Annotated in this window: 13 protein-coding genes; 1 reads left to right on the plus strand and 12 read right to left on the minus strand. The window is 69.7% G+C overall.

Features of this window, described 5'->3' with window-relative positions; genetic code table 11:
* Positions 1-77 precede the first annotated feature (77 nt).
* Positions 78-701, plus strand: a complete 624-nt coding sequence (locus tag JOE59_RS18955) for a GNAT family N-acetyltransferase (RefSeq protein WP_204459691.1) — start codon at positions 78-80, stop codon at positions 699-701.
* 36 nt (positions 702-737) lie between these two features.
* Here the strand turns inward: JOE59_RS18955 and JOE59_RS08000 are convergent, their stop codons facing one another.
* The 12 genes from JOE59_RS08000 to pyrG all read right to left on the minus strand — a co-directional run bounded on the left by JOE59_RS08000 (position 738) and on the right by pyrG (position 12,003).
* Positions 738-1,658, minus strand: a complete 921-nt coding sequence (locus JOE59_RS08000) for a CHAD domain-containing protein (RefSeq protein ID WP_204459694.1) — start codon at positions 1,656-1,658, stop codon at positions 738-740.
* Positions 1,659-1,692: 34 nt separating this feature from the next.
* Complete coding sequence (locus JOE59_RS08005; RefSeq protein WP_204459696.1) at positions 1,693-1,929, minus strand: DUF167 domain-containing protein; 237 nt, start codon at positions 1,927-1,929, stop codon at positions 1,693-1,695.
* A gap of 84 nt (positions 1,930-2,013) precedes the next feature.
* Positions 2,014-3,528, minus strand: coding sequence for a ribosome biogenesis GTPase Der (gene der / locus JOE59_RS08010; RefSeq protein WP_074259346.1), 1,515 nt, complete (start codon positions 3,526-3,528; stop codon positions 2,014-2,016).
* Positions 3,525-4,259, minus strand: coding sequence for a (d)CMP kinase (cmk, locus tag JOE59_RS08015; protein WP_239560147.1), 735 nt, complete (start codon positions 4,257-4,259; stop codon positions 3,525-3,527). The genes der and cmk overlap by 4 nt, the downstream gene beginning before the upstream one ends.
* Complete coding sequence (locus tag JOE59_RS08020) at positions 4,256-5,338, minus strand: prephenate dehydrogenase (protein WP_204459698.1); 1,083 nt, start codon at positions 5,336-5,338, stop codon at positions 4,256-4,258. The genes cmk and JOE59_RS08020 overlap by 4 nt, the downstream gene beginning before the upstream one ends.
* A complete protein-coding gene (locus tag JOE59_RS08025; protein ID WP_204459700.1) occupies positions 5,335-6,150 on the minus strand; it encodes a pseudouridine synthase in 816 nt (271 codons plus the stop codon). The genes JOE59_RS08020 and JOE59_RS08025 overlap by 4 nt, the downstream gene beginning before the upstream one ends.
* Entirely contained in the window at positions 6,143-6,883 is a 741-nt protein-coding gene (gene scpB, locus JOE59_RS08030; protein ID WP_204459702.1) for an SMC-Scp complex subunit ScpB, read from the minus strand. The genes JOE59_RS08025 and scpB overlap by 8 nt, the downstream gene beginning before the upstream one ends.
* Positions 6,873-7,709, minus strand: a complete 837-nt coding sequence (locus JOE59_RS08035) for a segregation and condensation protein A (RefSeq protein ID WP_204463308.1) — start codon at positions 7,707-7,709, stop codon at positions 6,873-6,875. The genes scpB and JOE59_RS08035 overlap by 11 nt, the downstream gene beginning before the upstream one ends.
* A 40-nt stretch (positions 7,710-7,749) precedes the next feature.
* Positions 7,750-8,634, minus strand: coding sequence for a ParA family protein (locus tag JOE59_RS08040; RefSeq protein WP_307837002.1), 885 nt, complete (start codon positions 8,632-8,634; stop codon positions 7,750-7,752).
* Positions 8,635-8,676: 42 nt separating this feature from the next.
* A complete protein-coding gene (gene xerD, locus JOE59_RS08045; protein ID WP_204459704.1) occupies positions 8,677-9,579 on the minus strand; it encodes a site-specific tyrosine recombinase XerD in 903 nt (300 codons plus the stop codon).
* The gene (locus JOE59_RS08050; RefSeq protein WP_204459705.1) at positions 9,576-10,250 is read right to left on the minus strand and encodes an NUDIX domain-containing protein; all 675 of its coding nucleotides are present in this window, start codon (positions 10,248-10,250) and stop codon (positions 9,576-9,578) included. The genes xerD and JOE59_RS08050 overlap by 4 nt, the downstream gene beginning before the upstream one ends.
* A complete protein-coding gene (gene pyrG / locus JOE59_RS08055) occupies positions 10,243-12,003 on the minus strand; it encodes a CTP synthase (protein ID WP_204459706.1) in 1,761 nt (586 codons plus the stop codon). Before pyrG ends, JOE59_RS08050 begins: the two co-directional genes overlap by 8 nt.
* Positions 12,004-12,006: the final 3 nt, after the last annotated feature.

Genomic DNA, 12,006 nt, shown 5'->3' on the forward strand with positions numbered 1-12,006 from the left:
TACCTATATTCACGACTTGTGTGGTCGAACGCCCCGCAACCGCTGCGGATGTCAGTGGTCGGCGCTACATTCGAATCGTGATCACCGACGTGACCGAAGACCTCGAGCCGCTCCGGCTCCGGGTCGCCCCTGCGAGCGAAGTTCCGTTCACCGATGTCGAAGCCGTCTTCGGCACTCGTGGCGATCCTGCGCACTGCTGGTGCCAGTGGTACAAGATCCCGGGCAGCGACTGGCGCCGGTTCGGCGACGACGGGCTGCGCGACCGGCTGCAAGAGCAGTTGAACGCGTCGGGCATCGGGCGCGGGCTCATCGCCTACGACGGCGAGACGCCGGTCGGCTGGTGCGCCGTCGAACCTCGCACCGACCTCCCCAGGGTTCGCCTGAGCACCATCGTCAAGGGCGGCACCGAGCATCCCGATTTCGATGACACCGCCGTCTGGGCGGTCTCCTGCTTCGTCGTGCCCCGCAACCACCGGGGCCGCGGCGTCGCTCGCGCTCTCGCCGAGGCGGCGGTCGACTTCGCCCGAGCAGGCGGCGCCCGCGTCGTCGAGGCCTATGCCGTCGACCCGAAGATCCGCGCGAAGGTCTCGGCCGACGCGCTCTTCCACGGCACCGTCTCGATGTTCACCCATGCGGGCTTCACCGAGGTCTCACGACCCCGGCCCGACCGCGCGATCATGCAGGTCGAGCTGGCCGGCTGAGCCGGACGCACCGATACCGAACCCCGTTGCAGGGCATTAGCCCGAGAGCCAGTCACGCTCGGCGCGGCAAAGGTCGTGCACCGCGGGGCCGAGATCGGAGAGTCGCGCGGCGGCATGTCGATCGGCGGCGTCCGCGAGTCGCTCGACCACGATGCTCTGCCCGGTGCCGACTGCGCCGGGGGCCGAACTTCGCAAGTACTCGGCGAACAGCAGCTGATCCCGATGATCGCCGAGCACGTCCTGAACGCCCTGTCCGGCGGCCGCGAGCCGCGACGCCGGTGCACCGAAGGTCGCACCGGGGTCATCTGCAATCGCCTCCGCGGCGTAGCGGAGGCGGCGAGCGGCCCTCCGCGCAGCATGCAACTGCGCCGGAGTGCTGGTCGCCTCCACTCCTGACGCCCGTTTCGCGGCCCGCCGCGCTTCGCGCCCGAGGAGTGCACCGAGGACGGGCCGAGCTTCCGCACCTGCCAGTCTGGCTACGGCTGCGTCGGTGAGCAGTTCGTCGAGCGCAGCGCGACGCCGAGCGGCGCCCGGCCGTCGCTGGTGTTCGACGAATCGCCCGTGCGCGAGTTGATGGGATGTGGTCACGTCCGCGACGATTCCGGCGCTGACCTGCACCAGCGCCGCGGAATCGAGGCCCCCCGACGTCGCTGCGTCGTGCAGGGCCTCCTGCGCCACGAGGAGCCGGACCTCGAGGTCGCGCACCCTGCCGAGCCTCCGGCCGAGCGTTCGATACCGACGGCGTACCTCATCGACCTGCGAGGCGTCGAACAACGATCCGTACACGGCGAGCACGCTGCGAAGCCGCCGCACGGTGGTACGCAAACGATGCACCGCATCCGGCTCGTCGGCAATGGCCGCCGGCTCGATCTCATCGAGGCGGACTCCGATCGCGCGCATTGCCGCCAGCACCACCGCACCGGCACCGTCGTGGTCGCCCGCGTCGTCGAGAGCCATGGGGCCATCGTATGCGCCCCGCGATCGCCGCGGTTCAGTCGGCGTCGATGCGCACGCGCTTCACGCGCGACGACTCCCCGCGCAGAATGTGCACGCGACTCCGCGGCACCCCGAAGTGGGTTGCGAGGGCTGCGACGACGCCGACGTTCGCGGCGCCGTCGACCGCACGTTCACGCACGAAGACGGTCAGCGAGGCGGCCGGGTCGCCCTCGAGCGCCTCCACGAGCGGCCCCTTGCGACTGCCGGGCTTCACCCGGATCGTGACGTCCATCACATCCTCGCGCCGCCGGATGGACCGCGAACGCCCGAGTCGCTCCCCTCGCGGGAGCAACTCGGGCGTCGCGACATCCGTGACCTACTTCGAGCGGTCGCGCTTCTCGCGCACCCGCATGTTGATGACGATCGGCGAGCCCTCGAAGCCGTAGATCTCGCGCAGGCGCCGCTGGATGAACCGGCGGTAGCCCGGGTCGAGGAACCCGGTCGTGAAGAGCACGAATGTCGGCGGGCGGCTGGCCGCCTGGGTGCCGAACAGCACGCGGGGCTGCTTGCCACCGCGAACCGGGTGCGGGTGCTCCTGCGTGAGCTCCGTGAGGAACGCGTTGAACTTGCCCGTCGGAATACGGGTGTCCCACGACTCGAGTGCCGTCTCGAGCGCCGGAACGAGCTTCTCGAGGTGACGGCCGGTCTTGGCCGAGATGTTGACGCGAGGCGCCCACGCGACGTGGTGCAGGTCCTGCTCGATCTCGCGCTCGAGGTACCGGCGGCGTTCGTCGTCGAGCAGGTCCCACTTGTTGTAGGCGAGCACGAGCGCGCGGCCCGACTCGAGCACGAGGTCGATGATGCGCACGTCTTGTTCGGAGATCGGCACCGAGACGTCGAGGAGCACGACGGCGACCTCGGCCTTCTCGAGCGCGGCCTGGGTGCGGAGCGAGGCGTAGAAGTCGGCGCCCTGCTGCAGGTGCACGCGACGACGGATGCCGGCGGTGTCGACGAACCGCCAGATCTTGCCGCCGAGCTCGATCTGCTCGTCGACGGGATCGCGCGTGGTGCCGGCGAGCTCGTTCACGACGACGCGCTCTTCGCCCGCCGACTTGTTGAGCAAGCTCGACTTGCCGACGTTCGGGCGACCGAGGATCGCGACGCGGCGGGGGCCGCCGAACTCGTCCTTCGCGACCGCAGAGACCTGCGGCAGCACCTTGAAGACCGACTCGAGCATGTCGGCGACGCCGCGACCGTGCAGTGCCGAGACCGGGTAGGGCTCGCCGAGGCCGAGATTCCAGAGCGCTGCGGCTTCGGGCTCCTGACGCGCGTCGTCGACTTTGTTGGCCAGCAGGAAGACGGGCTTCTTCGTCTTGCGGAGCAGGCGAACGACGTGCTCGTCGGTCGAGGTCGCACCGACCGTGGCGTCGACGACGAAGAGCACGACGTCGCAGAGTTCGATGGCGACCTCGGCCTGCAGGGCGACCGAGGCGTCGATGCCCTTCGCGTCGGGCTCCCAACCGCCGGTGTCGACGAGCGTGAAGCGGCGGTCGAGGTACTCGCCCTTGTACGAGACGCGGTCGCGCGTGACACCGGGGGTGTCTTCGACGACGGCCTCGCGGCGGCCGAGGATGCGGTTGACGAGCGCGGACTTGCCGACGTTCGGTCGACCGACGATCGCGATGACGGGCAGCGCGGGGAGGTAGCGGATGCCCTCCTCGCCCTCCTCCGAGAGCTCGAGCACGTCGAGGTCGTCGTCGTCGAGCGCATAGTCGGCGAGCCCCGAGCGCAGCGTGGCTGCGCGCTGCTCGGCGAGCTCGTCGTCGACGCCGGCGAGACGTTCGACGAGGTCGTCGTCGGGAGCGTCGAACTCTTCGCTCTGGTCGGTCATGGTGTCTCCTCTGAAATCTGTGCGCCCCTGGCATCGTGCCCCGGGGCGAGCGCGGGTTGCGCTGCGCGGATCACGCCGATCACCGCATCGACTGTCTGGTCGAAGTCGAGTTCCGTGGAATCGACGGTGGTGACGCCGTCTGCCGCGGTCATGAAGTCCACGACCTTGGAGTCCGCCGCGTCGCGCTTCCGCAGCTGCTCCCCCACAGCTTCGACCGACGATCCGGTCAGCTCTGCGGAGCGCCTGCTCATTCTAACCGCTTCGGATGCTGTGAGGAGTATGCGAACGGGGGCGTCGGGCGCCACCACGGTCGTGATGTCGCGCCCCTCGACGATGATGCCGGGAGCATCGACCGCCGCCATGATCGACCGGAACAGCTCGATGAGGTGACGGCGCACCTCGGGCACCCGGGCGACGGCGCTCACGACGGCGGAGATCTGCGGGTCGCGGATCGCCTCGGTCACGTCGACCTCGCCGACGTGCACGGAGTACCCGGTCGGGTCGGTGCCGATGCGGTAGCCGAAGGAGTCGAGGCACGAGACGACGGATGCCTCGTCGTCGGTGTCGACGCCGGATGCCTCGACGTGCCACGCCAGCGCACGGTACGCGGCGCCCGTGTCGAGGAAGCCGAAGTCGAGTCGGCGTGCGACCTCTTTGGAGACGCTCGACTTTCCGCTGCCTGCCGGACCATCGACGGCCACGACGAACGGGATGACGAGTGACACGTTCAACCTGCAATCCGCCAGCCGCGTGCGGCCAGCTCATCAGTGAGATGCTGCTGCACCTCGGGGAGCACCGAGATCTCGGCGAGGCCGATCTGCGCGCCCGGCGAGTGCTCGAGCCGCAGGTCTTCGATGTTGGCGCCGGCCTCGCCGACGTCGTTGAAGAGCCGGGCGAGCTGGCCGGGCCGGTCGTCGATCATGACGATGAGGCTCGAGTAGCGACGGTCGACGCCGTGCTTGCCGGGCAGCCGTTCGACGCCGGTGTTGCCGCCGAAGAGCTCCTCGGCGATGCGGCGACGGGCGCCCGGGGCATCCATGTTGTCGAGCGCGTCGATGAAGCGGTCGAGGTCGTCGCGGTAGCCGCGGAGGATCTCGGCGACCGGCGCGGAGTTCTGACCGAGGATCTGCACCCAGAGCTCGGGGTCGCTCGCGGCCACCCGCGTGACGTCGCGCACGCCCTGCCCGGCGAGGTTGACCGAGGCGTGCGGGGCGTCGATGAGGCGACGCGCCATGAGGCTCGAGACGACCTGCGGCACGTGCGAGACGAGGGCGACGGCGGCGTCGTGCTGCTCGGGCGTGAGCTCGACGAGCGTGGCACCGAGGTCGAGGATGAGGTCGTCGATCGCCGAGCCGTCTTGATACGAGATACCGCCGTGGGCGGCCACGACCCACGGGCGACCGACGAAGAGGTCGGCGCGGCCCGACATGGGACCGCCGCGTTCGCGCCCGGCCATGGGGTGGGTGCCGATGTAGCGCGAGAGATCCGCGCCACGCGCCTTCAGGTTCTCGTAGACGGCGAGCTTGACGCTCGCGACATCCGTGACGATGGCCTCGGGGTACGCCTCGAGTTCGGCGGCCACGACATCGGCGGTGACATCGGGCGGTACGCACACGACGATGAGCTGCGGGCGGTCACCTGCGGCGGCGGCTCGGCCGGCACCGTAGTCGACCGCGATCGCGAGGTGCGTCGGCGAGGCATCGGCGAGGATCACGTCGACGCCCTTGGCGCGCAGCCCGAGCCCGATGCTCGCGCCGAGCAGGCCCACACCGACCACGCGAACCGGGCCGGTCAGACGTGATTCGGTCACGACTCACCTTCGTTCGGGTCGGCGCCGTCCTCCCGGCCAGCGTCCGCGGCGCGGGAGATGGTGAGCAGCTGGCCCCGCTCCACTTTAGTCAACTCGCGCATCTGACCCGAACGGAGGGTGCCGAGGTTCAGCGGGCCGAAGCTGCGGCGCACGAGGTCGACGACCGGATGCCCCACGGCGTCGAGCATGCGGCGCACGATGCGGTTGCGGCCCGAGTGGAGCGTGAGCTCGACCATCGAGTGCCGGTCGTCGCCCTGCTGCTGCAGGATGCGGGCCTTGTCGGCCTTGATGGGGCCGTCGTCGAGCTCGATGCCGTTCTTCAATTGCTGGATGACCTGCGGCGTGACCCGGCCGGTCACCTTCGCGATGTACGTCTTCGAGACGCCGAACGACGGGTGCGCGAGCACGTGCGCGAGGTCGCCGTCGTTCGTGAGCAGCAGCAGGCCGCTCGTCTCCGCGTCGAGGCGACCGACGTTGAACACCCGTTCCTCGAGGTCGTCGGTGAAGCGGGTGAGGTCGGGGCGGCCCTGCTCGTCGCGCATCGACGAGACGACGCCGCGCGGCTTGTTCAGCATGTAGTAGCGCTTCGCAGGGTCGAGCTGCACGGCGACGCCGTCGACCGCGACGAGGTCGGTCTCGGGGTCGATGCGACGGCCGAGTTCGGTGACGATCTCGCCGTTCACTTCGACGCGGCCCTCGGCGATGTACTGCTCGGAGACCCGCCGGCTCGCGACGCCCGCGGCGGCGAGCACCTTCTGCAGTCGTACGCCCTCAGGGGCGGGTTCGCCGCCCCAGCCGGTTGCGTCAGTCAAAATCGAATCCTTCCTGGCCGTCGTCGAGCAACGGCGAGATGTGGGGCAGCTCGTCGAGCGAGTTGATGCCGAGGTTGGTGAGCAGCAGCTCGGTCGTGCCGTAGAGGATCGCGCCGGTCTCGGGGTCGGTGTCGACCTCGGTGACGAGGCCGCGCCCGAGCAGTGTGCGCACGACCGAGTCGACGTTCACCGCGCGGATCGATGCGACCTGCGAGCGCGAGATGGGCTGCTTGTAGGCGATCACCGAGAGCGTCTCGAGCGCCGCCTGCGAGAGCCTGGTCGACGACTGGGTGAGCACGAAGTCGGCCACGAGGGTGTCGTACTCGGCACGCACGTAGAACCGCCAGCCGCCGCCGACCTCGCGGAGTTCGAACCCGCGACGGATGCTTCGCGGCTCGGGCTCCCCCGCGACATCCGTTCGCGGCTCGCCCGACGCGCCGGCCCCGTCGTAGTCAGCCCGGAGCCGCGCGATCGCGGCGCGCACCTCGGCGACGGGGCGCGCGACGGCTGCCGCGAGCGACACGACGCTCTGCGGCTCATCGGCGATGAAGAGGATCGCCTCGAGCGCGCGGTCGAGGTCGAGTCGGGGCTGGCCGGGCACGTCGAGCGGGGTCACGATCGAGAGCTCGGGGCCGCCGGGCTCCGACTCGTTCGCCGCGTCGGGCTCGTTCACTGCGTCGACGACCTGCTCGTCGGGCACGTCCGTCGCCGCGACATCCGTCTCATTCGTCATAGTCAGCCCCCAGGCTCTCGAGGTTCTCGTCCGACCAGTTCTCGGCCGACCAGCGCAGCGTCAGCTCGCCGAGCGGCTCGAGCTGCTCGAAGCCGATCGCGGCATGGCGATAGAGCTCGAGCACGGCGAGGAATCGTGCGACGACGACTCCCGACTGGCCGACGCCGGCGATGAGCTGACGGAAGGTCACGGGATCGCCGCGGCGGAGCACGGCGACGACGTGCGCGGCCTGCTCGCGGATCGAGACGAGCGGTGCGTGCAGGTGGTCGAGGCCGACGACCGGGATCTCGCGCGGCGTCAGCGCCAGCGTCGCGAGCGCAGCGAAGTCTTCTGCAGACAGGGTCCAGACGAGCTCGGGCGCGCGCCGGCGGAACTTCTCCTCGAGGCGCACGTTGCGGGCGTGCCGCAGCGACTCGCGCTCGAGGTTGCCCGAGAACCAGCGCGCAGCCTCCTTGAAGGCTCGGTACTGCAGCAGGCGTGCGAACAGCAGGTCGCGGGCCTCGAGCAGGGCGACGTCTTCGGCGTCGACGAGCTCGCCCTGCGGAAGGAGACCGGCGACCTTCAGGTCGAGCAGCGTCGCCGCGACGACGAGGAACTCGGAGGCGCGATCGAGCTCCTCTTCGGAATCGAGGCCGCGAAGGTAGGAGATGAACTCATCGGTCACGGCCGACAGCGAGACCTCGGTGATGTCGAGCTCGTGCTTCGTGATGAGCGAGAGCAGCAGGTCGAACGGGCCCTCGAAGTTCGTGAGCGCGACGCGGAAGCCGCCCTCCTCGTTGACCGAGTCATCCGTCCGCGCGTGCGCGTGCTGTCCTTCGGCCGACACCGTCGCGTCGGGCGCGTGCTGTTCGGGGGCCGAAGCCGCCTCAGGCGACCGCGCCACGGAAGACCAGCTCCCTGGCGAGCTGGCGGTACGCCCGCGACGCCTGGTGCTCGGGTGCGAACTCGGTGATCGGCGTGCCGGCCACGCTCGCGTCGGGGAACTTCACGGTGCGGGTGATCACGGTCTCGAGCACCTCGTCGCCGAACGCGTCGACGACGCGCTCGAGCACCTCGCGGGAGTGCAGGGTGCGGGAGTCGTACATCGTCGCGAGGATGCCGTCGAGCTTGATCGCGGGGTTCAGGCGGTCGCGCACCTTGTCGATCGTCTCGATGAGCAGCGCGACGCCGCGCAGTGCGAAGTACTCGCACTCGAGCGGGATGACGACACCGTGGCTGGCCGTCAGCGCGTTCACGGTGAGCAGGCCGAGCGACGGCTGGCAGTCGATGAGGATGACGTCGTAGTCGGCCGAGACGCGGCGCAGCACGCTCGCGAGGATCTGCTCGCGGGCGACCTCGGTGACGAGGTGCACCTCGGCGGCCGAGAGGTCGATGTTCGCGGGGATCACGTCGAGGCCGTCGACGCTCGTCTTCTGGATCACGTCGGCGGGGTCGAGCGTGCGCGAGAGCAGCAGGTCGTAGATCGTCGGCACGTCGTGCGTCGGCACGCCGAGCCCCGCCGAGAGCGCGCCCTGCGGGTCGAAGTCGATCGCGAGCACCCGGCGGCCGTACTCGGCGAGCGTCGCGCCGAGGTTGATCGTGGTGGTCGTCTTGCCGACGCCGCCCTTCTGGTTGCAGAGCGCGATGATGCGTGCCGGGCCATGCGAGGTGAGCGTCGCGGGCTCGGGGAACTCGCGAGCGGGACGACCAGTGGGACCGAGCTCTGGCGGAGTTGCGATTCCGTCCGCTGAGTGGTTCGTCTGGTGCGTCACGTGTCGTCTTCTCTCCTGGGCCGGGCGGGTGCTTGGTCGATTCTAGCGAGCACGCGGGTGGGCCGCGGTGTACATCTCCCGGAGTGTGTCCGCTGTGACGAGCGTGTAGATCTGCGTAGTGGCGACCGAGGAGTGGCCGAGGAGCTCCTGCACGACGCGCACGTCGGCACCGCCCTCGAGCAGATGGGTCGCGAACGAGTGGCGCAGGGTGTGCGGCGAGACGGATGACGCGAGCCCCGCCGTCGCTGCGGCATCGCGGATCGCCTCCCAGGCGGCCTGCCGTGACATCCGCTTGCCGCGCGCGCCGAGGAAGAGCGCGGGCGTCGCCGTGCCGCGAGCGGAGAGCAGTGGGCGGGCACGCACGAGGTAGGCGTCGACCGCCCGCCGTGCGTAGCTGCCGAGCGGCACGATGCGCTGTTTTCCGCCCTTGCCGAAGAGCCGCACGACCTCCTGGTCGACGAGGTCGTCGACGTTCAACGACACGGCCTCGGAGACGCGCGCGCCGGTCGCGTAGAGCACCTCGAGCAGGGCGGTGTCGCGGAGGTCGGTCGGCTCGTCGCCGCCGGCGGCCGCGATGAGCGCCTCGACGTCGTCGACCGGGATCGCCTTCGGCAGCCGCATCGGCAGCTTCGGCGGGCGCAGCTCGCGCGAGACATCCGCTGCTACCAGACCCTCCTCGGCGAGGAAGCGGTGCAGGCCGCGCACGGCCGACAGGACGCGCGCGATCGACGAAGTCGCGAGCGGCGGCACCCGGTCGGCGCCGAGGAACCGCACGAAGTCGCCGAGGTCCTGCTCGGTCGCCGCCGATGGTCCGCCGATGCCCCGGGACGCGAGCCAGTCGGCGTAGATCGCGAGGTCGCGTCGATACGACGAGATCGTGTTCTGCGCGAGCCCCCGCTCCACGGCGAGATGCCGCAGGTAGTCGTCGACGGGGGTTCGCGTCATCGTCGCGGAGGCTCCATACGACCGATGGCCTGCCCGGGCCACGGGGCATCCGCTGCACCGAGGCTCGACCAGCCGCGTGCGCGGCCCGCTGCAGCCGCGAGCACCGCGATCGCCAGCGGGGCGTTGAGGAGGCGTCGATCGAGCACCGCGTCGACGCACTCGTCGAGCGGCACCCATCGGGTCTCCATGTCGGCTTCCTCGCCCTCTCGGGCGAACGGCTCGGCCGTCGCCGACAGCCCGCGCGCCAGGTACACCCGGATCAGCTCGTCGCTGCCGCCGGGCGACGTCGCGAAGTCACTGAGCACCGCCCAGTCGGATGCCTCGAGATCGGCCTCTTCGGCGAGCTCCCGCTTCGCGGCGGCCAGTGGCGGCTCGCCGTCGATGTCGAGGAGCCCGGCGGGGATCTCCCAGTCGCGCACGCGCACGGGGTGCCGGTACTGCTTGATCAGCAGCACGTTGTCGTCGTCGTCGATCGCGAGCACGCCGACGGCGCCGGTGTGATCCATGTACTCGCGCACGATGGTCTCGCCGCCGAACTCGAACGCGTCGCGACGGATGTCCCACACACGACCCTCGAAGACCCGATCGCTCGAGACGACGGGCACCTCGACCCGCTCATCGGCGAGCGGCTCGCGCCGCCCGCCGATGCCGGTGTCGTGGGATTCAGCCATTGCTGACGTCGTCGAACAGCTTGCTCGCCTGCTGGCGCTCGAGCGCCGCACCGACGAGGCCGCGGAACAGGGGGTGCGCGTCGTTCGGGCGGCTGCGCAGCTCGGGGTGAGCCTGCGTGCCGACGTAGAACGGGTGCACATCGCGCGGCAGCTCGACGAACTCGACGAGGTGCCGGTCGGGCGACATGCCCGAGAACGAGAGGCCCGCCTCTGCGATGCGGTCGCGGTAGGCGTTGTTGACCTCGTAGCGGTGACGGTGGCGCTCGGAGACCTCGGTCGAGCCGTAGAGCTCGGCCGCGATCGAACCCTCTGCGAGCTTGGCCGGGTAGAGGCCGAGGCGCATGGTGCCGCCGAGGTCGCCGCCGGCGATGATCTCGACCTGCTCCTCCATCGTGGCGATGACCGGGTACTGCGTGTCGGGGTCGAACTCGCTCGACGAGGCGCCGGGCAGGCCGGCGACGTTGCGCGAGTACTCGATGACCATGCACTGCAGGCCGAGGCAGAGACCGAGCACCGGGATGGCGTTCTCACGTGCGAAGAGCAGTGCGCCGAGCTTGCCCTCGATGCCGCGCACGCCGAAGCCGCCGGGCACGCAGATGCCGTCGAGGTGGGCGAGGTGCTTCTGCGCACCCTCGGGCGTCTGGCACTCGTCGGACGGGATCCACTCGATGTTGACCTTGGCGTCGTTCGCGAAACCGCCGGCGCGCAGCGCCTCGGTCACCGAGAGGTACGCGTCAGGCAGGTCGATGTACTTGCCGACGAGCCCGATCGTGACCTCGTGCTTGGGATCGTGCACGACGTCGAGGAGGCCGCTCCAGCCCGACCAGTCGACGTCGGCCGCCTTCTCGGCGAGACCGAGGGTGTCGATGATGTAGGCGTCGAGTCCCTGGTCGTGCAGCATCGTCGGGATGTCGTAGATCGACGGCACGTCGACCGCGTTCACGACGGCCTGCTCGTCGACGTCGCACATGAGCGCGATCTTGCGCTTGTTGGACTCGGTGACGGGCCGGTCGCTGCGCAGCACGAGTGCGTCGGGCTGGATGCCGATCGAGCGCAGGGCGGCGACGGAGTGCTGCGTGGGCTTCGTCTTCTGCTCGCCCGACGCGCCCATGAAGGGCACGAGCGAGACGTGCACGAAGAAGACGTTCTTGCGACCGAGCTCGTGACGCACCTGGCGTGCCGACTCGATGAACGGCTGCGACTCGATGTCGCCGACGGTGCCGCCGATCTCGGTGATGATGACGTCGGGCTTCGGCGACTCCGAGGCCTGCAGCCGCATGCGCCGCTTGATCTCGTCGGTGATGTGCGGAATCACCTGCACCGTGTCGCCGAGGTACTCGCCGCGGCGCTCCTTGGCGATCACCGTCGAGTAGATCTGGCCGGTGGTGACGTTCGCCGCCTGGCTCAGGTTGATGTCGAGGAACCGCTCGTAGTGACCGATGTCGAGGTCGGTCTCAGCGCCGTCGTCGGTCACGAAGACCTCGCCGTGCTGGAAGGGGTTCATCGTGCCCGGATCCACGTTCAGATATGGATCGAGCTTCTGCATGACGACTCTGAGGCCCCTGGCAGTCAGGAGGTTGCCGAGACTCGCCGCCGTGAGTCCCTTGCCCAACGAAGAAACGACACCACCGGTCACGAAGATGTGCTTGGTCGTGTCGTTCTGATTGTCTGTTCCGCGTTCATCCACCACGGGCTTATAGCCTAACCCACGTTCCTGATCATTCGACCCGACATGCCCCACGCGCTCCCCCATTTT

Origin of the sequence: Agromyces cerinus, assembly GCF_016907835.1 — a bacterium.
GTDB lineage: Bacteria > Actinomycetota > Actinomycetes > Actinomycetales > Microbacteriaceae > Agromyces > Agromyces nitratus.

What these genes read in the sequence shown, in the direction of transcription:
- JOE59_RS08000 (WP_204459694.1), bottom strand. Translation starts at nt 1,658, where the DNA reads ATGGCTCTCGACGACGCGGGCGACCACGACGGTGCCGGTGCGGTGGTG.
- JOE59_RS08005 (WP_204459696.1), bottom strand. Translation starts at nt 1,929, where the DNA reads ATGGACGTCACGATCCGGGTGAAGCCCGGCAGTCGCAAGGGGCCGCTC.
- der (WP_074259346.1), bottom strand. Translation starts at nt 3,528, where the DNA reads ATGACCGACCAGAGCGAAGAGTTCGACGCTCCCGACGACGACCTCGTC.
- scpB (WP_204459702.1), bottom strand. Translation starts at nt 6,883, where the DNA reads ATGACGAATGAGACGGATGTCGCGGCGACGGACGTGCCCGACGAGCAG.
- xerD (WP_204459704.1), bottom strand. Translation starts at nt 9,579, where the DNA reads ATGACGCGAACCCCCGTCGACGACTACCTGCGGCATCTCGCCGTGGAG.
- JOE59_RS08050 (WP_204459705.1), bottom strand. Translation starts at nt 10,250, where the DNA reads ATGGCTGAATCCCACGACACCGGCATCGGCGGGCGGCGCGAGCCGCTC.
- pyrG (WP_204459706.1), bottom strand. Translation starts at nt 12,003, where the DNA reads ATGGGGGAGCGCGTGGGGCATGTCGGGTCGAATGATCAGGAACGTGGG.